Below are 24747 nucleotides of genomic sequence, written 5' to 3' on the forward strand. Positions count from 1 at the left end.
CTTCGATGACATTGTTACCACAAATGGCAACCTTTTCAAATGACAACATTTTATTTTCATTCACCTTTAACCTTATGAGATTCAGATGAAGAAACAACTATCACTCTCAGCATATATCACTATCGGCTCGATGTTATTCGGGCTCTTCTTTGGTGCCGGGAACCTTATCTTCCCCGTTCATATGGGGCAAGAAGCCGGTGCTTCTATCTCATTAGCAACCATTGGTTTTATCCTTACCGGCGTAGGGCTTCCTTTCCTCGGTGTTGTGGCGATTGGCTTTTCTAAAAGTAATGGTCTCTATGACCTTGCAAGTCGGGTTACCCCGCTCTATGGCCTCTTCTTTACCATTGTGCTCTATCTAACAATCGGCCCTTTCTTTGCACTTCCTAGAACGGCAACGGTCTCTTTTGAAATTGGCTTAACACCATTCTTAAGCGAAGATCAATATACGATTGCACTCCTCATCTTTACTATTCTCTTCTTTCTATTAGCGTGGATTCTTTCCCTCAATCCTAGCAATATTATGATGTGGATCGGAAAAGTGTTAAATCCGCTCTTTTTGGTCTTCTTAGCCTTTCTCATTATTAGCGCTTTTATCCATCCTATGGGGGATGTTGAGACGCTTCCGATTCAGCCGGCTTATACGCATAATGCGCTCTTTAAAGGCTTTACCGAGGGCTATAACACAATGGATGTATTAGCCTCTTTAGCCTTTGGGATTATTGTCGTCAATACCATCAAAAACCTCGGTGTAACTAATCCGACCGATATCGCCAAAGATACCTTTAAGTCCGGCATTATTAGCCTTATTTTAATGAGCGTTATTTACGGTTGTCTTGCCTATATTGGTGCCACGAGCCTCAATCAATTCCCGCTCTCTGATAATGGCGGTATTGCCCTTGCGCAGATTGCAACCCACTATTTTGGTGCGTATGGGGCAATGCTCTTAGCGATTATTATCACTATTGCCTGTCTGAAAACCGCTATCGGTCTTATTACAAGTTGTGCCGAGATGTTTACCGAGCTTTTCCCGAAGATCTCTTATCGTCGATTTGTCCATATCTTCAGTATTATCAGTATGCTCATTGCCAATGTGGGTTTAACAGCGATTATTAGCATCTCCATTCCGGTATTGATGTTCCTCTATCCTTTGGCGATCACCTTAGTATTCCTCGCTTTTCTCTCTCCCCTATTCCATCATCAGAAAATTGTGTATCAATGCACCATCGGCATCACCTTTATTGTTGCAGTGCTTGAGGGTTTAAAAGCTTCTTCCGAGATGATAAGCCAAAACCCTGTGGTGTGGACAATTACCTCAACAGTGGACGGGATTCTTCCGCTCTCTGATGTGAGTATGGGTTGGATTTTACCGGCGATTGTCGGCTTAATCATTGGTTGGGCATTGAGCTTTAGAACTCGTAGCAAGGCAGAAGCGGTCTAATCAATCATCACTTGCAAGATGCCGAATAGAATGGTTTTCTTGCCTCGATTAGCTGATATGCCGGCATTTGAATAATGCTTATTTTGACCCGATATCACTCTAGATATCACTCTGTATAAAAAGCCCACTGAACCTGATATTCAGTGGGCTTTACTCTATCCGCACAAATATGCAAAAACTGATTTGTGCTCTATTTTTTACGTGATTATTCTCACTTTACTCTTCTTGTTCTACTAGTTCTCATTCTTAGATTCTAATTATAGTAGAGTGATTCATAGATCGGGAATTGCTCTAAAAATCCGGCAAGTATGCCTGACATAAAGATTGAGCTTCCGGTAAAGAGCAATGTACTCATAATGCTCGTACTCGGATCAGCCCCATAATCTAAAGAGAGATAGAGAAATTGATCATTTGCACTCAGTTGCAGACCCACTCGAGAAGATTGTGCAAAATCGAGTTGATCGGCTCTTGGCATCCGATTCACATCAAATTCAACGCCTAAAACATCAGCACTATTTTGTAAAAACTGTAGATAGTTGTAATACCAATTACGATCGCCATTTTTAATATTCATCGTACCGGCAAAGAGCAGCTCTTGAGGGTTAATCCCTTGTGAACGCTCTAACCATTTATCAAACTTCTCATTGCCTAATCGATCCTCTTCCATCACCATCTGTGGCAAGCGATTTATTCGAATATAATCCCCCTCTTCAGTCCAATAGAAGTGCCAATTGAGATCAAGCGCTCGTACGCCGTAGATATTCGCTACATATTCATTAATGAAAGGATAGAACGTAAGCGGTGTTAAATCCTCTTTCGGATCTTGACTAATCTTATCGACAAGCAGGGGAATCAGAGGATTTTGCATCACTAAATGGTGCATTTTACCCTTTTGATCATATTGCACTAAGCCCGCTTCCTTTTGCGTATTTAACCATTGATAAAACTGTTTTTTATCCCGTAAACCAATAATTGCGTGTGGCCCTAGATCATCATAATAGAACGTCATCGTGGGCCCAAGCGCATTCAGCAGTGGCATTGGATCAAATCCAAGATCCGTAGAAAGTTTCGCCTGTATATTTTGATAGAGCGCTTTGGCTTCCGCTTGGAAATCCGCTACCACAGCTTCATCCACCAAATAGGCCGGCATTTGACTTGCAAATGAAGTATAGAGCGCCTTTTCCACCATTGCTTGTGTTGGAATCGGTAAAATCACAGCGCCGAGCGGGGCTTCTACTGTCTCAAAATTAAAGTCATTTTTACGTTTAGGATCAAGTGCCAACAGGGTATTCATATCCCCTTTAACGATGATTTTCATCTGCCCTTGCGCATCTTCATTAGTCCCCTCACCGAGCGCAATGCCCTCAACCTGTTGCAAGAGTTCCATTACCGCCATATTTCCAATAGGTGCTGATAAAACCCCGGCTTTATTACGAAGATCGAACCACAAGAAGTTACTCTGCCCCGTTAAATCAATCTGATTTTCAAAGGTATACATCTCGTGTTCCCGTTGATGTTTGAGTTTTGCAATCTGTGTTTGCATCGCTTCCCAATTAATAGGCGCAACACCCACCATCACAAAGAGTCGCTGTTCCTCGGCATCAAAATAGAAACTCGCCTGTTCATAGGTGCCAAAGCCCTGTTCATCTAATTGCAAAAGCGCAGGATTAATGGGATTATCCGCCAATATCTGATTCAATTTTGCCACCGAATCAATTGCCACCGGCACAATAATCAGCCCTTGCGACATTGCCGAGATCGAATGCCCTTTATCAATAACCATCGCCTCAATCGGACCATTGAGATCGCGATAGAGCCAAGTGGCAATATAGTGAATCATCTCTTGATTATATTGATCTAATGAGAAACCGATCTTCTCTAATTGCGCTGTCAGTAGCGCTTGATCACTCAGTACCGCCCGAAATGATTCTAATGCTTTCACGCTCTCCCGATGTTGTAGCGCTTGATCATTGGTACGATTTTTAGCACTAAAAAAATGCACAACCGGTTGTGCAACTCGCAGATACGCCACCGCATTATCCGGCAATTTATCCCGAAGATAAGCATATTGCCCTACCGATTGATCAATCTTCGGCGGTTTCACTTTCGATTTTTCGGCATAGCTCACATTCGCGGTGACTAAACCCACCAAGGTTAAACAGGTCGCCATTGAGGTCATCATTGCAGGCAGACACTTTCTCAAAATCACTTTTAATTTCATATGGATAATCTCTCACAGAACAATCGTGAGAAGAGCATAGCATATTGCCTATTCTTCTCTCTAAAAATTTGGGCTTCACTGCATTTAGATCATAAAAAAGGATAATCATCCCGAAAGATCATTATCCTTTACATCATCTATTTCATTCTCTTTGTCTATAGCTTATTTGTATAGCCTATTTTCTATAGCACATTTTCTATCATTTATTTTTTATAGAAAATGTCTATTTGAAAGTTCCTATTGAACAGTGAAAATACCCTATTTCCGTTCAAGCCAAGCATCGATACTCCACGCGCCTGCACCTTGTACCATTAGGTAGATAAAGCCCCCGGCAATGGCGATATTTTTCATAAATGAGGTTTCATCTCCTGTACCACCGTGGAAAATCACTGCCGTTAAGATATTAAATACAATCATAAAGAGCGCTACAAATCGTGTTTGAAAACCTACTAAAATTGCTAAGCCTCCGCCTAACTCTAATAAAATCACGAGCCATAAAAGTCCGCCGGGCAAGCCTTTTGATTCCATATAGCCAATCGTTCCGGCATAACCGGCAATTTTGCCCCAACCGGCAATAATAAAGAGGTATGCCATCAATGCTCGACCGACTAGCAGTAGCATTGATTGAAAGACTTGAGGGGATACCCAATTTTTGATCCATATATTCGGGTTTAACATTTTTCTCTCCTTAGAAAATAACTTAATCATCATATTGATTAACGCTTTTGCACTCGCTAATCACTTCAAAATAAGTACAAAAACTTGATTCAATTCATTGAAAATAACTAAGCCTATCATAAGGAAAAGCAAAGCGTGCTAATATAGCCCAATAGAAAATCATTATTGCCTGAAAAGCAATAATCCTCTGACCCAATTGCTGATTTCGAGAGAATCTATGCCTGCCCATACTTTCAAAAAAATTGATCTCGAAGATATTCAAGTCTTCTGCCTGACCGCTGAATGCCAAAGTTTTACTGAAGCCTCTATTCTGATTGGCACAACGCCATCGGCCATTAGTAAAGCCATTGCTCGCCTTGAGAAAAAGCTCTCTCTGAAGCTCTTTGAACGCTCTACGCGCGCAATGCGGTTGACGGAAGAGGGGGCTAGTTATTATGCGGTGTGTAAAGAAGCCCTTGCGGATATTCAGGATATTGAAAATCAATTAGCAGTGGACGGCAAACCTCGCGGAACGCTCCGTATTAGTGCGCCGGATAGTTATGGAATGACCGTCCTCATCCCGCAAATTGCCCCATTTATTGAAGCGCATCGACAAGCCCTGAAAGTAGAAATTGCCCTCGGTAATCACTTTGTCAATTTCACCCGCGAATCTGTCGATATTGCCGTTAGAATTGGGGAATTAGAGGAAGCCCGCGTAGTTGCGAAATATCTTCACACTGCCCAATTTAAATTAGTTGCCTCTCCTGATTACATTGCACAATTTGGCACACCACAAACCATTGCCGATCTTCAGCAACATCAATGTATCGGAATTCACTTCCCTGATCGAGGTTCTGTCATTCCTTGGGAATTTGGGGAAAAGAGTGAGCGATTCCCGCTACAATTTGCCATCACTCACAGTCACTCAATGGGGGCACTCGCCCACGCTGTTGCCGGTCTTGGCATTGTCAGATTACTCGATTATTCAGTGCAAGCAGACATAGAGAAAGGCAACGTTATCGAAATCCTCCCCGGCACTGCACCGCCGGCAATGAAAGTACACCTTGTCTATCCTAGCAGTCGTTATATCCCGGCCAAAACCCGTCTCTTTATCGACTATTTTATGGACTCCATTCTTCCGAATGTGGCAAAACAGAATCGGGATATTGATTATTTTATTTAATCGAGCATTAGATTGAATGTAGAACGACTAAGACAATTTATCGTATCGCCGGAACGAAATATCCCGCTCTTATCACAATCCCGCGCCGGCAGTTGTGACGTTATCTCGCCGGAATAAAATATCCCGTCCTCACAATAATCCCGCGCCGGCAATTGTGTCAACTTCAATGTTGGAAATAGATAATCGATCTCTGACAGTTGCATAAATGAGATTTGTCGAGAGGCTTTGAGCTTCTCACCTGCGGGCGCTCGCTTTGTATGGTCACACGATCACTCCCTCCCGCCGAGAATTAGATTTAAGAAGTATAAAAATTTCTGATATTTTTCCCACATCTACAGAAACAAACTATCTTTATGACATAAGAAGATTTATCCCATCGCCGGAGCGAATATCCCGCTCTTATCACAATCCCGCGCCGGCAATTATGGCGTTATCTCGCCGGAATAAAATATCCCGTCCTCACAATAATCTCACGCCGGCAGTTGTGGCAATTTCAATGTTGGAAATAAATAATCGATCTTTTATAAATGCAGAAATTAGATATTTACTGAGAGGCTTTGAGCTTCTCACCTGCGGGCGCTCGCGCTTTCTGGTCACACGATCATTCCCTCCCGCCGAGAATTAGATTTAAGAAGTATAAAAAAAGATCTACTGTTTAATCAGTAGATCTTGTCTCAAATGCACTTTGTTGAAGGAATCCCTATATGAGTCTACAGCGCACAACGATCTAATAACGCTTCGATACTCTTGAAAGAGAGCCCGGTATGACTTGTTAAACCAATTTGACAGGTTTTACTCATTGATGCGCCGATATCAAACTGCTCTACAGCATCTGCCGGTAAGCGCTTCAAACTATTTTCATTAATCTCCGGCACTGTAAAACCTTTCGCGCCGGCAAAACCGCAACATTCGATATTAGTCAGTACGACTTCATTGGCACAGGCTTTGGCTAATTTGAGTAGATCTTGACTACCGCCGGCTTTGGCCACACTACAAGGTGTGTGAAGCAGTAAACGGTCGAGCTTCTCCTCAATCGTTAATCTTGGCAATACTTCTTTTACCAAAAATTCTGTCGGACGATAGAGAATAATCCGCTCATCAATTAAGCCTGCTTTCTGCCAATCGTGAACTTGTAACGCACAAGGCGCATTATCCACATACACCGGAATTTCACCATAACGGGTTGCGGTTAATAAGGCTTGATTGAGCTTCTCCGCCATCGATTTTGCTTCTCTATTCGCCTTTGCCGAAGTAAAGGGTTGCCCACAACAGAGTCCCCCTAAATGATCCGGGAAAAATGGGGTAAAACCGGCTTTCTGCAATAGGCTAATAACGTGATCAAAGGTATTCTCTTTGCCTGCTTTTGCCGGAGAGTCAATACTGCCTTTCCCCTGTAACTCCTGCAGATTTCGATTCACACAAGTGGAAAAATAGACCACCGAATTTTCAATCTTACTCGGTACCGGTAATATCGGCACTTCGCTCGCTACTTTCGGCATCATTGTTGGAATAACAGGAATGCCTAAGAAGGTATTGTGTAATTTACTGCTCCAACGATGCGCTTTATCCACACCGAAACTTTGCACGCGATTGAGCGCAAAACGGGAAAACTTCTCTGCTTTGGCAAAATGATTGCCGGAAAACCGCACTATACTTCCGCGATTTTTAGGGCGAATCGATTTGATAAACGCGCCGGTATTAATTCCCACAGGACAGCGCTGACCACACATTCCTGTTTCGGCACAGGTTTCAATCCCTGCATATTGATAGGTGCGATTGAGCTTGGCAAAAAGCTCTCCACTCTCTCCGCTTCTTGGCAACATCTGCATATTGCGATGAAGTGCAATTCTCTGTCTCGGCGTTAAAGATAAACCATCTGACGGGCATGCCGGCTCACAAAAACCGCACTCAATACAATCTTGAATCAGCTTATCAGCGGCGGGAATCGATTTAAAAGAGGTGATATGAAGCGCTTTATTATCGGTAATAATCACATCAGGATTGAGGATATTATCCGGATCAAAGAGCGCTTTAATATCCCGCATTACCGCATAGATCTCACTGCCCCATTCTGTCTCTACAAAAGGCGCAATATTTCGCCCGGTTCCGTGCTCCCCTTTAAGAGAACCGCCATATTTCACCGCCACTACTTCGGCGAGCTCATCCATAAAACGGTCAAATTGCTTCACCTTTTTCTTCGAAGTCATCTCCGGCGCTAAGATAAAGTGTAGATTCCCCTCCAATGCGTGCCCCATAATAGTGGCTTCAGGGAATTTATGCTTCTCAAATAGCGCCGTTAGCGCCTCAACACCCTCAACAAGATGCTCCATCGGGAAGACCACATCTTCAGGAATCACGTGCGCGCCACTTTTGCGCCCTTTCGCCACAATCGGTAACAATCCTTTTCGGGTATTCCAATATTGTGTCGTAATCGCAGTATCGGTCTGAAATCCGGTATATTCTACGATCTTAAAATCAGCAAAGACGGCTTCTATCTCTTTGATCTTCTGCGCTAAATCCGCTTCCGATTGCCCCATTGTTTCAATCAATAGACAGGCGCTATCCCGATCAAGCGGACGATAGAAGAAGCTCGGTAAGTCCGCAATCGCTTCCCCAACAAGATGAAGTGTTCGTCCATCAAAGAGCTCAACCGCTTCCACCGGCGCACGTTCACGCAATGCTTTCACCGTTTCACAACACTCCCGAAGCGAGGTGAAATAGACAAATGCCGACGCTTTATGCCGATATTCCGGCACAGTGTGATAGACCACTTCGCTCACAAACCCGAGCGTTCCCTCTGAACCGACAATAAGATGCTTTAAAATCTCAATCGGATCTTCAAAATCGATCAAGGCATTGACGCCATAACCGGTAGTATTTTTCAGGCGATATTTAGTGGCGACTTTCTCTTTCAAAAGCGGATTCATCATAATCCGTGCCCGTAAGGCAAGAAGCTGATCTAGAAAGTGCGCATATTTTTCCCGAAACGTAGCCACACTCTCTCTATCTCTTGTATCTAAAACACAACCATCAAAGAGCACTAAGCGAATATCGGCAATGGTATGGTAACTATTATTCTTCGTACCACAACACATTCCGCTACTGTTATTGGCCACAATACCGCCGATACGCGCCACATTAATAGACGCAGGATCAGGCCCAATTTTACGCTGATAAGGTAACAAAGCTTGATTCACCTGTGCACCAATGACCATTGGGCCGACCGTCACTTTTTCGCCTTTCTCAGTGATTTCAAGTTTGGTGAATCCTTGCCCCAATAATACTAGCACCGATTGACTTGAAGTTTGTCCTGAGAGCGATGTCCCCGATGCTCTAAAGGTGAGTGCCACGCCACATTCCCGCGCGATAGGCATTATTACCATCATCTCTGCCTCATTCTCTACGCGAATGACTACTTGAGGGATATAGCGATAGAGACTCGCATCCGTTCCATAAGCAAAACGGTAGAAATAATCGGTATATACCCGAGATTCCCCTAAAATAGCCCGTGCTTTCTCGGCAAAGGCTTCGTGCGCACTATCAAGCGCCTCTTCTCTCATATAAATGTTCTTCTCCATTACAACTCTCTCTTCTCTCTTTTTTTCTTATTATGGGCTATTTTTATTGTGGGTGATGAATACCAATTCTAAAGCGTTCCACTTCTGCTCTATCTGTCTGAATCGCTGAATGGGTAATCTATTTTCTCAATGTGAAAGCAACAAGGCGCGATCGGTATTATATATTGATATCAGAATATATCATTTGATATATCAATATATTAGAAAAATCTATTAAAAGAAATGAATATCAAACAAAGATTTTAAAATTGTAGTCACAAATTAGTTATAACAAATACTATAGTTAATAGTAGCACTAAAATCGTATGACTAATCTATCAGCTTGTTGCATTTCTCCCTACTTATCCCAAGAATATAAACTGGTTACCCACAAAGTTATCCACAGGATAATTATCTCTACAATCTATTATCTATTCTCGATGAGTAGAATTGCCGACTATTATAGAACCTTTATGCCCCAAGGATTGTGAAATATTGAAATATCTTTCGATAAATTCACAGCAGAGTTGATTTTAGAGAATTAATCCCCATTGTCGATAGCAGTTTAGTAATAATTCACTTACATTGTAGGTTTGCCTCACAGTAATGAGATTTGAATCTCTCATTCGGCATCAAGATTCCCTACAATCGTAGCAAAGAACAGATGAAGGAACTTTATGAGTGATAATAAAAAAACAACACTTCCCGCTGTTGAGAATGAAATCAAGGGACATAATGAAGTGATTGTAGAGGGCGATACGATATCGAATATTATCCATATCCTCCCCTTGCACGATCGCCCATTCTTCCCCCCCCAAATCGCGCCACTTCTCCTAAATGAAGAACCTTGGCTCACCACACTCGATTCGATTATGGATAATCGTACACGCGTTGTCGGGCTCATTTTAAGTAAAAAAGAGACCAAAACAGATCTCACTGCCGATGATTTTTATGAGTATGGTACGCTTATTCATATCCATCATCCCCATCGCGAAGATGGCAAAGTGCAATTTATCGCCCAAGGTATTCAGCGTTTTCGTGTCAAAAAATGGATCTCTAAAGAGATTCCATTTGTGGCACAAGTGGAATATTTCGATGAAGCGATTATTGATAAGTCTGATGAAGTGCGGGCTTACTCAATGGCGGTTGTCAATGCGCTTAAAGAGCTCATCCCCTTTAATCCGCTCTTCTCGGAAGAGTTAAAGCACTTTTTGACCCGTTACAATAGTAATGATCCATCGCCCTTTGCCGACTTTGCGGCGAGTATGACCACAAGTGGGAAAGAGGAATTGCAAGATGTCTTATCAACCATCCCCCTCGTCCCTCGTTTGCGGAAAGTATTAGCGATCATTGAGAAAGAGATCAAAATTGCCAAACTACATAACTCCATCCGAGAAGAAGTGGAAGATCAACTGACAGATCAGCAGCGGCAATATTTCCTACGGGAACAGCTCAAAGTGATTCAACAAGAACTTGGCATCTCTAAAGATGATAAAGCCGCGGATATCGATAAATTTGTCGAGCGTCTTCTAAATAAAGAGATTCCACAAGCGGCACAAGAGCGCATTGATGAAGAGCTTGAGAAGTTACAGATTCTTGAAACAGGATCGCCGGAATATGGCGTTACTCGTAACTACCTCGACATTATTACCGATCTGCCTTGGGGCACGAAGACAGAGGATAATTTCAATCTTAAACACGCACGCCGAGTTTTAGATAAAGATCACTTTGGCTTAGAAGATGTGAAAGATCGCATTATCGAAACCTTAGCCGTAGGGAAACGCAAAGGCGAGATCAAAGGGACGATTATTCTCCTTGTCGGTCCGCCGGGTGTCGGTAAAACCTCCATTGGGCGCTCAGTGGCAGATAGCCTTGGCCGTAAATTCTACCGCTTTAGCCTTGGTGGCGCGCGCGATGAAGCGGAGATCAAAGGTCATCGCCGGACCTATATTGGCGCAATGCCGGGGAAATTGATCCAAGCGCTTCGGGAAACCAAAGCGGATAATCCGGTTATTATGCTCGATGAGATCGATAAAATGGGGCAATCCTATCAGGGCGACCCAGGTTCAGCGCTCCTTGAGGTACTTGATCCTGCGCAAAATCACGATTTCCTCGATCACTATCTTGATGTGCGTTACGATCTTTCAAATGTCCTCTTTGTCTGTACCGCGAATACCCTCGATTCTATTCCGCCGGCGTTACTAGACCGGATGGATGTAATTCGTCTCTCAGGCTATATCTTAGAAGAGAAATGCAAAATCGCGCGCCAATATCTCTGGCCAAAACAGTTAGAGAAAGCAGGCTTTGACAAGAAAGAGTTGAAGATCACAAGTGGCGCAATTGAGAAAATCATTGACGATTACGCGCGGGAAGCCGGTGTACGTCAACTAGAGAAGCAACTCGGGAAAATTGTCCGTAAATCTGCGGTCAAATTTGAAACTGAAGAGTTAGAGTCGCTCTCTATCGGCGTGAATGATATCGTGCCGATGCTCGGTAATCCGTTCTTTAATCGAGATAAACCGCTACAGCACGTAGGCGTTGTCACCGGTCTTGCTTGGACTTCGATGGGCGGCGTGACCTTACCGGTGGAAGCCGTCAAAGTGCACGATCATCAGCGCGGCATTAAATTGACCGGGAAACTCGGCGAAGTGATGCAGGAATCTGCCAATATCGCCTATAGCTATATTATGGCCAATGCTAAAGAGTTAGGATTACAAGAAAGCTTCTTCGAGAAAGCCTTTATCCATATTCACGCACCGGAAGGCGCCACACCGAAAGATGGACCGAGTGCCGGGATTACCCTCGCCTCTTGCTTGATGTCTTTAGCCTTAGACAAAGCCCCTCGAAATATCGCAATGACCGGCGAGCTCACTTTAGTGGGGCAAGTATTGCCCATTGGTGGTGTAAAAGAGAAGCTCATTGCGGCGAAACGTGTCGGGATTAAAGAGATCATCTTCCCGAAAGGCAACAAGAAAGATGCCGATGAGTTACCCGACTATCTACGAGAAGGTTTAACGCTCCATTTTGTCGAAGACTTTACTGAAGTGGCGAAATTACTCTTCTAGTTTAGGTATTCATCATTTATTGTTATTAATGGAAGCTCTCTGATCATCAGAGGGCTTTTTTGTTGTATGTTTCTTTAATAGTTATTGCATCGCCGGGGCGAATGATCCCGTTCTTGCCACAATCGTGTGCCGGCAGATTTGGCAATTCTTAATGCCAATGAGTTAGATAATCTCTTCTCTATTATCAATATGCAACTTGAATTGAGTTGAGTTGAGTTGAGAAGCTTGAAGCGACTCATCTGCGGCGCTCACTCTTTCTAGTTACACGATTTATTCTCTCCCGCCGGGAATCGGCTTTTCTTTAGAATCGTAAGAAAATATGTCGCATCACCGGGGCGAATGACCCTGATCTTACAACAATCCCGCGCCGGCAATTGTGACCGGGAATCAATGCTTATTAAAGCCGATATTCCCAATCGTATCTTTTCCACAACAATGGTTATATTTCTCCTATTTCCCCGATAATTTCGAGAATATTGCGAGAAAATCCATTCTATGGATCAAAATCCTATCAATGGAATCTCCCTTTTCGTATCTTTTTTTCGATTTTCTCCACAAATTTTTCATCTAAAATCCAAAATTCTAGAAAATTATTAAAATTACAACAAACCTAAAAAGAGTCATTTCAAACAACTTGATAGCTTATTAAAAAATAGAAAAATTAAATATAATTCAATTAGATAAATGAATTTATTATTTTGTAATCATAAAAATTCAAATTACTTCTTTGTTGTACTTTTAATAAATCTACAACTATTTTTGTATTATTTATGTAAATTTTATTTGATTAATATATGAATTTACGATTTAATATGAGTCGTGGATGAGATACATCTAAATTTATTTTTAATCGATCGTGGCGAATGCCACACAATGGAGATATTCATTATGATGAAGAAAAGCATTTTCGCAGTAGCAGTAGCTTCTGTTTTAACTTTAGGCGCAGCACAAGCTGAAACAGTTCTTTACGGTTCAATTCGTTACGATTACCAAAGCAAAAAAGTAGAAGACTATAAAGAAAAAGATAACCAGCATGGTATCGATGAAATTGAGAACAAAATCAAAAAATTCACTGGTAAGCGTGTATCTAACCTTGCGGATGCGGGTTCACGTATCGGTTTAAAAGGCTCTGAAGATTTAGGTAACAACAATGCTGTTATCTATCAATTAGAGTGGGGCTTTGACGGTATGGTTCAAGATGAGAAAAACAGCAAATGGACTACTCGTAAAGCAATCTTAGGCTTAACTGGTGATTGGGGTACATTCACAGCAGGTCGTCAAGATAACCCATTCAAAGTAACAATCGTTGATGACTCTGTTACTGATGGCTTCAATGGTAAAGATACAATTACTTCAGCAGCACAACGTGCAATGACAACTACCTTAACTGGTCTTAATGCAGCGAAGATTCTAGATGCTAGCAACGAAGAAGAGGCTCTTAACATTTATGCAGACACACTAAATGATGCTGGATTGAGTCGCGTAGGTAAAGTCATTGCTTATACAACTCCTGATTTTGCTGGTTTCCAAGCGAATGCAGCAATTATGATGGATGACTCTTACTACCTCAAAGGCAAAAATGATGATAAAAATATTGACCTTTGGACAATCAATGCTCGTTATGCTTACGACTTAGGCGCAAATGGTCAAATCCTTGCGAAAGCAGGTTATATCCAAGGTAAAGTTGCTGGCGATAACAATAAATCAAAAGCTTGGGGATTATTCTTAGGTTATAGCCAAGATGCTTTTGCTGTAACAGCTTCTTATGCTGATGGTAACCATAAAACTGCTACTGAACAAAATGATCGTGGAGTATGGGTTGGTAATGGTCCTAAACAAAAATCTAAAGGTTGGGATGTAGGGGCAAGTTTCTCATTCGGTCCTAACTACTTCAGTACAATTCGTGCCGCTTACGGTGAGAACCAAGTCAAAATTGATGGTGTTGAAGGCAAAGATAAAGTTAAATCATGGGCTGTTGGCTTTGAACAAAAACTCTCTACTCGTACACGTGCATGGGTTGAGTATGGTGCTAATGAAACAAAATTCCGTCCAATTTTAGATTCTGATAAAAAGAAAGACAACGTTGTATCAATCGGTATGCGTCACGACTTCTAATTCAACGCTTAGTTAATCTAAGCTAGAAGTTAAATGTCAATATGACAGATCCCATCTCTTCGGAGGTGGGATTTTTTATGGTCTTTACAAAATATCGAGCGGATAGCTTCCCAGCCCTTTCTATCGAATAATTGTTTTATTCAAAAAATGGTTATTTTTTAGGCAATTATTCTTTAACCCCCTTTCGGAGTCGAAATGCTATCTATTGAATATTCATCACTATTTTGTCGCAGATAAGATACATATATTACCAATAAGTATCATTTAAGATAAATTAATGTTGCTAATATGAAAATTTATGTTTAGTATAAGTCAACTATTATCAATAATAGTAATGGATGACACACTCACTTAGGAGAAGTATTATTATGATGAAGAAAAGCATTTTCGCAGTAGCCGTTGCTTCTGTTATGACTTTAGGCGCAGCACAAGCTGAAACAGTTCTTTATGGTTCAATTCGTTACGATTACCAAAGCAAAAAACTCGAAGATTATAAAGAGAAAGATGGTCAACATGGTTTAGACCAAGTTGAAAACAAAATCAAAAAATTCACTGGTAAACGTGTATCTAACCTTGCTGATGCTGGCTCACGTATTGGTATTAAAGGTTCTGAAGATTTAGGTAATAACAATGCCGTAATCTACAATCTTGAGTGGGGCTTTAATGGCATGACTCAAGAAGAATCTAAAGGCGGGAAAACTCGTAAAGCAATCCTTGGTGTAACAGGTGATTGGGGTACGGTAACAGCGGGTCGTCAAGATAACCCATTCAAAAATACAATCGTAGAAGACAGCGTTACTGATGGCTTCAACGGTTCTGATGTCATCTCTTCAGCAGCACAACGCGCGATGACTTCTACCCTTGCAGGTGTTGTAGTGGGTGAGCGTGAAACTGAAAATGGTCTTGCACCAATTCAAGAAGCAGCAGCTAGCCGTATTGGTAAAGTTATTGCTTACACAACACCTGAATTTGCCGGTTTCCAAGCAAATGCAGCGGTGATGATGGATGCAGATATGTATGCTGACAACAAAGAGAAAAACATTGACCTTTGGACAGTGAATGCTAAATATAGCTACGACTTAGGTGCGAATGGCACTATCCTTGCGAAAGCAGGTTATATCCAAGGTAAAGTTGCAGAAAATGAAAACAAATCAAAAGCTTGGGGTTTAATGCTTGGTTATAGTCAAGATGCATTTGCAGTAACTGCTTCTTATGCTGATGGTAACTACAAATCAAAAGAAGGCTCTAATGCGCCTATCAAAGGTAACAAAGTTAAATCAAAAGGTTGGGATTTAGGTGCTAGCTACTCATTTGGTCCTAACTACTTCAGCACAGTTCGTGTTGCTTATGGTCAAAACCAAGTAAAACAAGAAGGTCAAAAAGATAAAGTTAAATCTTGGGCTGTTGGTTTCGAGCAAAAACTCTCTACTCGTACACGCGCATGGGTTGAGTATGGTGCAAACGAGACTAAATTTGCTGGCGAAGGTAATGACAAGAAGAAAGATAACGTTGTATCAATCGGTATGCGTCACGATTTCTAATTTCACGCTTAGTTAAGCTAAGTTAGATATAAATTAGAAACAAATGTCTTTAAGGCAGATCCCATCTCTTCGGAGGTGGGATTTTTTATTGGGTCAATTTGTCATAAAGAAGTGCTTAGAATCTATTTCCATCTATATAGTAAGATCGGTTCAAAATAAGCTTATTTAAATGCCGGCGCATCAGCTCTAAGAAGTAAGGGTTGCTGCTCTATCCGGCATCTTGCAAATGTTGCTTAGTACAGTTTGATATTCTTTTAAAATTCCACGCTAACTACATACAAAACATTTTTTTAAACCCAATATACTATAATAATTATTACTTTTATGACAAATAACCTAGTATTAATGGTTGTAAATAAATATAATACTCAAGGATATTTTTAAACGGTTAATAACGATATTGACCCCATTAATTTGATAAATATCCTCTAATCATCAGCGTTTTCATACATAGGGATATGATGAAGCAGAGACCTGCCCTCTCTACAGAATGTTTTTCCGGGGCTCGCGACTATGGCTATATTATCGCAATCATAGATTCGATAATCCGATCACTTCATCTAAAAAGAGTCCTAATTATGAGAATAATGAACAAAACCCTCATTGCGGCAACCCTTACCTCTCTTCTCGCACTCACCTACGCACAAGCAGACACTACGCTTTACGGTACTATTGGCTTTGAATATCAGAGCAAAAAATTTGCCAGCGACGCGCCGACTTATGACAATGGAAAAGGAACTTTCTCTCGGGAGCGCCTTTCGAATATCGGTACAGCCGATCATGAGTTCGGTATTCGCGGCACAGAATCCCTTGGCGGTGACACTTCTGTGATCTATAATCTTGAGTGGAAATTTCACGCTGATGATGATAATTACCAAGATGGCTTAACCACACATGTTGCTTATCTAGGTCTCACCGGAAACTGGGGAACGATTAAAGTGGGTCGTCAAGATAATCCATTTAAAGTGATGCTAGTCGATAGCACTGTCAATGACGATTTTAATGGCTCAGATGTCATTTCATCGGCAGCCGAGAGCGCAATGACAACTGCACTTGGGGGCATTGGGATTACCATGTCCAATAACAACAATACTTACAATGGATTTGATGCTACGCATATTACTTTCAATGGTCAAAATCCAACCATTACTGTAAATTCCGAAGCTGAAAATTACTTCGATGGTACAACCATCTCTTATACTGATTACTCCCATTTTGGCCATACATTAAGTTATACAACACCGGATTTTGCAGGTTTTCAAGCAAATGCGGCCATCATGATGAATGCAGCCCTCTACCCTGAAAATAACAAAAAAGGGATCGATCTTTGGACGATTAATGCTCAATATGGCATCGATGCCGGAGATGGTCAGATCTTAGCGCAAGCGGGATATATCCAAGGACATTTAGTTGATCGAGATAAATCTAAAGTTTGGGGGGCTTTTTTAGGATATCTAAGTGATCAGTGGAATGTAACTGCATCTTATGCCGATGGTAATTATCATAAAGCCCCCACAGCAATCACAACGGCGCAAGGTGTAACATCTGAAATTAGCAATAAAGCGAAATCAAAAGGTTGGGATTTAGGCGCAAGCTTCTCATTTGGCGCAAACTATGACAATACCATTCGTGCAAGCTATGGTCAAAATCAGGTCAAACAATTTGGCGCAAAGGATAAAGTGAAGTCGTGGGCGATTGGTTATCAAAATAACCTCTCAAGCAGAACCACCGCTTGGGTTGAATATGGTGTTTCTAAAACCACTTTTAATAAACAATTTAATAACCTAGAAGCACAGAAAAATAGCGTAGTTTCCATCGGTCTTTCACATGATTTTTAAAGCTTTTTGTTCACAAACTTTATAAGCTACCAATCTAGACGCTTAAATCTGTAGAAATAGTAACTTCCACAGCCTAACTTCATTGAAAAGTTAGGCTTTTTTTGTATCATTTACACAACACAAAAGCGAATAATTCTCACTATCAAAACCCAAAACAGATAAAAATACGCTTTATTACTACAATAAAATAACATTTTAAAACATCCGTAAATCACACAAAATATAGCGTTAACTACTGATTTATATATATCTTTTAAAATAAAACAAGAAATTCTCTTTATTGTTTTTTTATCTTTTTTGATAAAAAAGTTGTATAAATGATAACAAAGAGCTATTATCTCGCACATGGGGCACGTAAAAAACAATGCCCTAAACAAATATTCACTCTACTTGAATATTATTTCTATATATTAGGCTTCATTGAGGATCCTTATCATGAAAAAAAGTATTTTTGCAGTAGCTGTAGCTTCTGTTTTAACTTTAGGCGCAGCACATGCTGAAACAGTTCTTTACGGTTCTATCCGTTATGATTACGAAAGCAAAAAAGTGGAAAACACTTTAAAAAATGGTTCTTGGGATGGCGAGCGTCTTTCTAACTTAGAAGATGCAGGCTCACGTATCGGTCTTAAAGGTTCTGAAGATTTAGGCAATGGTAATGCTGTTATCTATAATCTTGAATGGGGTTTCAATGGTATGGATTCTGAAGCTTCAGGATTTAAAAACCGTTTAGCTATTTTAGGTTTAACTGGTAATTGGGGTACATTCACAGCAGGTCGCCAACATAACCCATTTAAAGTAACAATCGTTGATGATGCAATTGTTGATGATTTCAATGGTTCAAATGTTATTTCTTCAGCTGCACAACGTGCAATGACGACAACTCTCAAAGGCACTAAAATTGGAACAACTGTTAATAGTGATGGAAAATTAGCAATTCAAAAAGCTGATTACTCTCGCGTGGGTAAAGTGATTGCTTATACAACTCCTGATTGGGCGGGTTTCCAAGCGAATGTTGCACTCATGATGGATGATACATTATACAAAACGAATGATGAGAAAAACATCGACCTTTGGACTATCAATGCTCGTTATGCTTATGACTTAGGTGCAAGTGGTACAATCCTTGCGAAAGCAGGTTATATCCAAGGTAAATTAGCTGATGTTAATAAATCAAAAGCTTGGGGTCTATTCCTTGGTTATGATCAAGATGCTTTCGGTGTATCTGTAGATTACGCAAATGGTAACCACAAAGCGAAATTAAATGCAGAAAATGCGGTTGAAGGTCCTAAAGAAAAATCTCAAGGTTGGGATATCGGTGCACGCTTCTCATTTGGTCCTAATTACTACAGCACTATCCGTGCAACTTATGGTCAAAACCAAGTAAAAGTAGATGGCGAAAAAGATAAAGTTAAATCTTGGGCTATCGGTTTTGAACAAAAACTCTCTAGCCGTACTCGTGCATGGGTTGAATATGGTCAAGAAGAGACTAAATTTGCAGCGGTTAATGTAGATAAGAAAAAAGACAACACCATCTCTATCGGTATGCGTCACGACTTCTAAATTACAACTGTATTTAGTAAATTATTAGAAACAACAGAAGCGTTACTATTTCAAATAGTAACGCTTTTTTCTTCCCTATTAGCTTGATCTATTCGTTTTATCACTCATAAGCCGATAATACAACAATATGCTCTTGTATATACCCTGTCTATATCATCAACCTCCCATAGCCCACTAACGCCAAAACAGAACTTAATAGTGACACAGCCTTATTTAACAATAGATATAGCCATAAATTATCATAAAAGATACATATCAATACTATTCATATATTCCTCCAGGATCAAAAAATCATATGGTTACGATAAACAACATAAGAATCAACTCTGACAAGCACTATTCTGTATCATAATGAAAACTTTTTAAGTTTTTTTTATCTTTTTTGATAAAAAAGTTGTACAAATGATAATTCATGTGTAATATACCGCTTAAAGGAACGTTAAATATTGATAACAAATGATATTTGCTTCATCAAGAATAACGCACTCCTAGTTTTTATTTCTATTCAATTCATTGGAGATTACCATGATGAAAAAAAGTATTTTCGCAGTAGCCGTAGCTTCTGTTTTAACTTTAGGCGCAGCACACGCTGAAACAGTTCTTTACGGATCAATCCGTTATGAGTATCAAAGCAAAAAATTAGAAAGTCCAGATAGAGATACTATGTCTGGTATCCAAAAATTCACTGGCAAACGCCTTTCTAACTTAGAAGATGCTGGTTCACGTATCGGTCTTAAAGGTTCTGAAGATTTAGGCAATAACAATGCTGTAATCTATAACCTTGAGTGGGGCTTCAATGGTATGGAACAAGGCAACTCAGCTAGTGGCTTCAAAAACCGTAAAGCAATCTTAGGCTTAACTGGTGATTGGGGTACGGTAACTGCAGGTCGTCAAGACAACCCATTCAAAGTAACAATTGTTGATGATTCTGTACAAGATGACTTCAATGGCTCAACAATTTCATCAGCATCACAACGCGCGATGACTACCACTCTTAGAGCACAAGGTCTATCAGGCGATCAAACTATTGAAGGTAAAACACAATTTGTTAATACCGTAAATGACACCGACTTCTCTCGCGTAGGTAAAGTAATTGCTTATACTACTCCTGAGTGGGCTGGTTTCCAAGCAAATGCGGCAGTTATGATGGACGCTGATCTTTACCCAACAAACAGCCGTAAAAATGCTGACCTTTGGACAATCAATGCGCGTTATGCTTATGATTTAGGCGGTGATTATGGCCAAATCCTTGCTAAAGCAGGTTATATCCAAGGTAAAGTATCTGGTCGTCAACATATGAAAAAATCTTCAAAAGTATGGGGTCTTTTCGTTGGTTACCTTTCTGATCCAGTTAAAGTAACTGTATCTTACGCTGATGGTAATCAAAATGATTTAGCTGGTCAATCAGGTGATAAAGCAAAATCTAAAGGTTGGGATTTAGGTGCTAGCTACTCTTTCGGACCTAACTACTTCAGTACTGTTCGTGCAACTTACGGACAAAATGAACTTAAAGTTGCTGGTGGCAAAGATAAAGTTAAATCATGGGCTGTTGGTTTTGAGCAAAAACTCTCTACTCGTACACGTGCATGGGTTGAGTATGGTGCAGAAGAAACTAAATTTAATGCAAATAATACAGAGAAACAAAAAGACAACATCGTTTCAATCGGTCTTCGTCACGACTTCTAATTATTGCCTTACATCGTAAGGTTCCATTAGGATTCAATGACAACATCGAAAGATTGATGTTATAAGATAAAGTCCCATCGAGGTTTCACGACTTCGGTGGGATTTTTTTGTCTATCAAAAAGGAGAGGATTAGATCAATCACTGACATCAAGCTATTCATTGATAATGAACAATCCCTTATACTAGAATCATCATAATCAATATAGCAATATCGGTTCAAAATAAGCTTATTCAAATGCCGCGCATCGATTGATCGAGGTAAGGAAGCCGTTCTATCCAGCATCTTGCAAGTGTTGTTTGATACGGATTTATGTTTTTAAAATCTCGCGATAGCTGTTTAAAAACCATTTTTCTTAAACCAAATTTACTATATAAGGAAGATAGAGATCATGCCTAATAATAAATCGTATCTATTAATAATAGGTAGCGCACTTATTACCCTATCGCTCTTCTCGCCTATCAATGCGGAAACAAGTAATGAGATTTACGGAACACTCTCTTACGGTTTACAAAAACAGAAATCCAATCAACCGAATCTTCATTACACTCCTCACGATCAATCATCCCTACCATCGCACCCACACTATCAACCCAAAGAGAAATCTCGTTTAACGCCGGATAACAAAATCGGTATCAAAGGAGAAAAACCCATCGGCAATGGTAATAGCATTATTTATCAATTTGAATGGGGCGATGAAAAGTAAACGATTGTTTTCACTCAAGTCTAATCCACGGCGGGAAGGAATGATCGAGCAACCAGAAAGAGTGAGCGCCCGCAGGTGAGAAGCTCAAAGCCTCTCAATAAGATAGAATGTATAGGCTAACTGATGAATTCTTATCAATCTTTCGGCATTGAAATGCCCAACTTGCCGGCGCTGGATTGTGAGATGAACGGGATAATTCTCCCCGGCGATGGGATACACTTGATTTGTGCATCTCTCTACAATTAGCGGTACAATATTGCATTATCATTAAAAACAATAATATTCATCAATAGAGATCCATTGAACCTTTTTAGGATTCAATCTCTATTTTATGGACTAAGAGGAGATGCAATGAAACAGACTATTGCCGTCATCGGCGCCGGATCTTGGGGCACTGCTTTAGCGATTCATTTAGCGGCGAAACATTCTGTCAATCTTTGGAGCCATAATGCCGATCATGTTGCGGATATGGCCAATATTCGTCTCAATGAGCGATTCTTACCCGAAACACCCTTCCCTGATAACATCACGCTTTTCGCTGATTTTAAAGCAGCCATCACAAATGTAGATGCCATTTTAATTGTGGTTCCATCGACGGCTTTTGATGAGATTATTCAGAAACTAAAAGCCTGTCATCTCCCTCACTTACCACCGATTATCAGTGCGACAAAAGGGCTTGATCATCACACCAATGGCTTTTTGAGTGATTCCTTTTATGATGCTTTCCCTAATGCTCATTTTACCGTTTTATCAGGTCCAAGTTTTGCTACAGAAGTGGCAAAAGGCTACCCAACGGCTATTACAATTGCCGGCAATCAAGAAGCAGAATTAACCGAAGTAATTCCCCTTTTTCATCATGAGCATATGCGAGTATATGGCAATCTTGATATCAAAGGTGTGCAACTTGCTGGCGCTTATAAAAATGTCATTGCCATTGCTACCGGTATTTCTGATGGCTTAGGTTTTGGGGCGAATGCTCGTGCAGCACTGATTACGCGTGGACTTGCGGAGATGACACGCCTAGGGCTTGCGCTCGGTGGAACAACGAATACCTTCCAAGGTCTTGCCGGTCTTGGGGATCTCGTACTCACTGCTACCGATAATCAATCCCGTAACCGCCGCTTTGGGCTTTACTTAGGTCAAGGGATGAAAAGTAGCGAAGCTTTTGAAAAAGTCGGTCAAGTCGTAGAAGGGGCGAATATCGTTAAAAATATCTATGAGCTCGGAGAAGAGATGGGTATTGAGTTACCGATTGCACAGCAAGTCTATAAAATTCTTCATAAAAATGTATTGCCCAATGCTTCACTCTATCAACTGCTCTCTCGTGAGCAGAAGACGGAATAGATGTGAATGCTAATTAAAATAGAATATAACCAACTGATATATCTACAGATTAAAGGTTGTAAGTCGTAGATTATATACACAAACACTATCGATTTATTTTAACACCATGATCCTCTATCGCTCTGATACTGAATCATACAAATGAAGGAGATCACATGAGTATTACCACAGGAAAATATCCTTACACCCGTCCTCGCCGCATGCGCAAGGATGATTTTACCCGCCGATTAATGGCTGAGAATGTCATTACTGCCGGCGACCTCATTCAACCGGTTTTCGTGATTGAAGGAGAGAACCGCCGGGAGCCGATTGAATCGATGCCTGGCATTGATCGTTTATCGATTGATCTACTCGTAGAAGAAGCTCGAATTCTTGCAGATCTAGGTGTCCCCGCGATTGCACTCTTCCCTAATTTGAGCAATGAGGTTCGTTCACTCGATGCTAAAGAAGCTTATAATCCCAATGGATTAGTACAAACCGCAGTTCGTGCACTCAAAGCGGCGGTTCCGAATATTGGCGTCATTACCGATGTAGCACTTGATCCTTATACGCTTCATGGGCAAGATGGTTTAACCGATGCAGATGGTTATATCCTCAATGAAGAGACAAAAGATGTATTAGTACAACAAGCTTTGAGCCATGCTCGTGCCGGCGTTGATATTATCGCCCCATCTGACATGATGGATGGTCGGATTGCCGCCATTCGAGAAGTATTAGAAGCAAATGGCTATATCAATACCAAGATTATGAGCTATGCCGCAAAATACGCCTCTGAATATTATGGTCCTTTCCGTGATGCGGTGGGTTCTCGAGAGCTTCTTGGTAAAGCCGATAAAAAGACTTACCAAATGGACCCTGCAAATCGCCGAGAAGCCCTCCATGAAGTAGCCCTTGATATTCAAGAAGGTGCGGATATGGTCATGGTAAAACCTGGCATGCCTTATCTTGATATCGTTCGGGAAGTGAAAGATCAATTCTTACTCCCCACAATGGCTTACCATGTCTCAGGGGAGTATGCGATGATGAAAGCGGCTTTCGAGAAAGGTTGGCTTGATGAGAAAACGGTCGTGATGGAGACAATGCTCTGCTTTAAACGCGCCGGATGCGATGCTATTTTGACCTACTTTGCCAAAGATATCGCCCGCTGGTTAAAAGAGGATGCCTAATCCTATTTATAGTAATATCGGTTCAAAATAAGCTTACTTAAATGCCGGCGTATCAGCTGATCTAGGCGAGAAAGCCATTCTATCCGGCATCTTGCAAGTGTTGTTGAATACGGTTTTATCTTATTTCCATTTATGAAAACAAAAAGAGAGGGTAATTCAATGAATTACCCTCTTTTCACATCAATAGATTGTATGCATATCAATCTACTTTTATCTATCAAATCATGATCAACCTAGAATCTTCTGATCGCTGATTGACAGAAAATCAACCGTTACTTATTTATAACGAGTTTTTGTGAAGTATTTGTCAAATTGTGCTTGAGTTGCAAGTGCGATGCTTTTTGCTTCGTTTGCAGTTCTTAAAGCTTCATCAGCTTTAGCTTCTAAGTTTTGTGAAGCACAACCTACAGTGATTGCACCAAGAACAACTAATGCTGCTACTTTTACTAAGTTTTTCATAGTATTTATTTCCTTAAAAATAAAATAGTTAGAGATTTATAAACCAACTAACGATTTAATCAGTTAGCCTTGCCTATTTTGTAGCATATACTTACAAAATGCAAGATACACCCCCTTAAATATCCTCAAATCTAGATCATCTAATCCTCTGTTTTTATAAATATTTTTTGATACTCCCATTTTTAGGTATTGCTTCTAAGGAAAAATAGG

The 24747-nt window shown here is 40.7% G+C and carries 15 protein-coding genes; 11 read left to right on the forward strand and 4 right to left on the reverse strand.

The window, feature by feature from the left end:
* Nucleotides 1-85 precede the first annotated feature (85 nt).
* Nucleotides 86-1441 (forward strand): branched-chain amino acid transport system II carrier protein, encoded by a 1356-nt coding sequence (brnQ, locus tag DC083_RS04080; protein ID WP_109188992.1) that lies wholly within the window; start codon nucleotides 86-88, stop codon nucleotides 1439-1441.
* 253 nt (nucleotides 1442-1694) lie between these two features.
* Here brnQ and DC083_RS04085 read toward each other — a convergent pair whose 3' ends face one another.
* Together DC083_RS04085 and DC083_RS04090 are read right to left on the reverse strand one after the other, a co-directional pair.
* The gene (locus tag DC083_RS04085) at nucleotides 1695-3662 is read right to left on the reverse strand and encodes a hypothetical protein (RefSeq protein WP_109188993.1); all 1968 of its coding nucleotides are present in this window, start codon (nucleotides 3660-3662) and stop codon (nucleotides 1695-1697) included.
* A gap of 258 nt (nucleotides 3663-3920) precedes the next feature.
* Nucleotides 3921-4340: a DoxX family protein gene (locus DC083_RS04090; RefSeq protein ID WP_109188994.1), complete on the reverse strand. Its 420-nt coding sequence runs from the start codon at nucleotides 4338-4340 to the stop codon at nucleotides 3921-3923.
* Nucleotides 4341-4557: 217 nt separating this feature from the next.
* On the opposite strand from DC083_RS04090, the gene DC083_RS04095 reads away from it, so the two are divergent.
* The gene (locus DC083_RS04095; RefSeq protein WP_109188995.1) at nucleotides 4558-5502 is read left to right on the forward strand and encodes a LysR family transcriptional regulator; all 945 of its coding nucleotides are present in this window, start codon (nucleotides 4558-4560) and stop codon (nucleotides 5500-5502) included.
* Nucleotides 5503-6212: 710 nt separating this feature from the next.
* Here DC083_RS04095 and DC083_RS04100 read toward each other — a convergent pair.
* Nucleotides 6213-9080, reverse strand: a complete 2868-nt coding sequence (locus DC083_RS04100; protein WP_229822417.1) for an FAD-binding and (Fe-S)-binding domain-containing protein — start codon at nucleotides 9078-9080, stop codon at nucleotides 6213-6215.
* Between the two features lie 656 nt (nucleotides 9081-9736).
* Here DC083_RS04100 and lon point away from each other — a divergent pair.
* The 9 genes from lon (at nucleotide 9737) to hemB (ending at nucleotide 24078) form a co-directional block, all read left to right on the forward strand.
* A complete protein-coding gene (lon, locus tag DC083_RS04105; protein WP_109188996.1) occupies nucleotides 9737-12124 on the forward strand; it encodes an endopeptidase La in 2388 nt (795 codons plus the stop codon).
* 888 nt (nucleotides 12125-13012) lie between these two features.
* Complete coding sequence (locus tag DC083_RS04110) at nucleotides 13013-14239, forward strand: porin (protein ID WP_157954887.1); 1227 nt, start codon at nucleotides 13013-13015, stop codon at nucleotides 14237-14239.
* A 368-nt stretch (nucleotides 14240-14607) separates the two neighbouring features.
* Nucleotides 14608-15780: a porin gene (locus tag DC083_RS04115; protein WP_157954888.1), complete on the forward strand. Its 1173-nt coding sequence runs from the start codon at nucleotides 14608-14610 to the stop codon at nucleotides 15778-15780.
* 578 nt (nucleotides 15781-16358) lie between these two features.
* Nucleotides 16359-17618 (forward strand): porin, encoded by a 1260-nt coding sequence (locus DC083_RS04120; RefSeq protein WP_157954889.1) that lies wholly within the window; start codon nucleotides 16359-16361, stop codon nucleotides 17616-17618.
* Nucleotides 17619-18053: 435 nt separating this feature from the next.
* Entirely contained in the window at nucleotides 18054-19178 is a 1125-nt protein-coding gene (locus tag DC083_RS04125) for a porin (protein ID WP_109189000.1), read from the forward strand.
* 525 nt (nucleotides 19179-19703) lie between these two features.
* The gene (locus DC083_RS04130; protein WP_109189001.1) at nucleotides 19704-20864 is read left to right on the forward strand and encodes a porin; all 1161 of its coding nucleotides are present in this window, start codon (nucleotides 19704-19706) and stop codon (nucleotides 20862-20864) included.
* Between the two features lie 389 nt (nucleotides 20865-21253).
* The gene (locus DC083_RS04135; protein WP_109189002.1) at nucleotides 21254-21568 is read left to right on the forward strand and encodes a hypothetical protein; all 315 of its coding nucleotides are present in this window, start codon (nucleotides 21254-21256) and stop codon (nucleotides 21566-21568) included.
* A 351-nt stretch (nucleotides 21569-21919) separates the two neighbouring features.
* Entirely contained in the window at nucleotides 21920-22912 is a 993-nt protein-coding gene (locus DC083_RS04140; protein WP_109189003.1) for an NAD(P)H-dependent glycerol-3-phosphate dehydrogenase, read from the forward strand.
* A gap of 155 nt (nucleotides 22913-23067) precedes the next feature.
* Nucleotides 23068-24078 (forward strand): porphobilinogen synthase, encoded by a 1011-nt coding sequence (gene hemB, locus DC083_RS04145; protein ID WP_109189004.1) that lies wholly within the window; start codon nucleotides 23068-23070, stop codon nucleotides 24076-24078.
* 276 nt (nucleotides 24079-24354) lie between these two features.
* Here hemB and DC083_RS04150 read toward each other — a convergent pair whose 3' ends face one another.
* Nucleotides 24355-24537: a hypothetical protein gene (locus DC083_RS04150; protein WP_026879310.1), complete on the reverse strand. Its 183-nt coding sequence runs from the start codon at nucleotides 24535-24537 to the stop codon at nucleotides 24355-24357.
* Nucleotides 24538-24747 lie beyond the last annotated feature (210 nt).

Source organism: Ignatzschineria ureiclastica, from assembly GCF_003121845.1.
GTDB classification, from domain to species: Bacteria; Pseudomonadota; Gammaproteobacteria; order Cardiobacteriales; family Wohlfahrtiimonadaceae; genus Ignatzschineria; species Ignatzschineria ureiclastica.

Excerpts from the sequence above, each read along its gene's own strand:
- brnQ (WP_109188992.1), top strand. The coding sequence starts at position 86 with ATGAAGAAACAACTATCACTCTCAGCATATATCACTATCGGCTCGATG.
- DC083_RS04085 (WP_109188993.1), bottom strand. The coding sequence starts at position 3,662 with ATGAAATTAAAAGTGATTTTGAGAAAGTGTCTGCCTGCAATGATGACC.
- DC083_RS04090 (WP_109188994.1), bottom strand. The coding sequence starts at position 4,340 with ATGTTAAACCCGAATATATGGATCAAAAATTGGGTATCCCCTCAAGTC.
- DC083_RS04095 (WP_109188995.1), top strand. The coding sequence starts at position 4,558 with ATGCCTGCCCATACTTTCAAAAAAATTGATCTCGAAGATATTCAAGTC.
- DC083_RS04100 (WP_229822417.1), bottom strand. The coding sequence starts at position 9,080 with ATGGAGAAGAACATTTATATGAGAGAAGAGGCGCTTGATAGTGCGCAC.
- lon (WP_109188996.1), top strand. The coding sequence starts at position 9,737 with ATGAGTGATAATAAAAAAACAACACTTCCCGCTGTTGAGAATGAAATC.
- DC083_RS04110 (WP_157954887.1), top strand. The coding sequence starts at position 13,013 with ATGATGAAGAAAAGCATTTTCGCAGTAGCAGTAGCTTCTGTTTTAACT.
- DC083_RS04115 (WP_157954888.1), top strand. The coding sequence starts at position 14,608 with ATGATGAAGAAAAGCATTTTCGCAGTAGCCGTTGCTTCTGTTATGACT.
- DC083_RS04120 (WP_157954889.1), top strand. The coding sequence starts at position 16,359 with ATGAGAATAATGAACAAAACCCTCATTGCGGCAACCCTTACCTCTCTT.
- DC083_RS04125 (WP_109189000.1), top strand. The coding sequence starts at position 18,054 with ATGAAAAAAAGTATTTTTGCAGTAGCTGTAGCTTCTGTTTTAACTTTA.
- DC083_RS04130 (WP_109189001.1), top strand. The coding sequence starts at position 19,704 with ATGATGAAAAAAAGTATTTTCGCAGTAGCCGTAGCTTCTGTTTTAACT.
- DC083_RS04135 (WP_109189002.1), top strand. The coding sequence starts at position 21,254 with ATGCCTAATAATAAATCGTATCTATTAATAATAGGTAGCGCACTTATT.
- DC083_RS04140 (WP_109189003.1), top strand. The coding sequence starts at position 21,920 with ATGAAACAGACTATTGCCGTCATCGGCGCCGGATCTTGGGGCACTGCT.
- hemB (WP_109189004.1), top strand. The coding sequence starts at position 23,068 with ATGAGTATTACCACAGGAAAATATCCTTACACCCGTCCTCGCCGCATG.
- DC083_RS04150 (WP_026879310.1), bottom strand. The coding sequence starts at position 24,537 with ATGAAAAACTTAGTAAAAGTAGCAGCATTAGTTGTTCTTGGTGCAATC.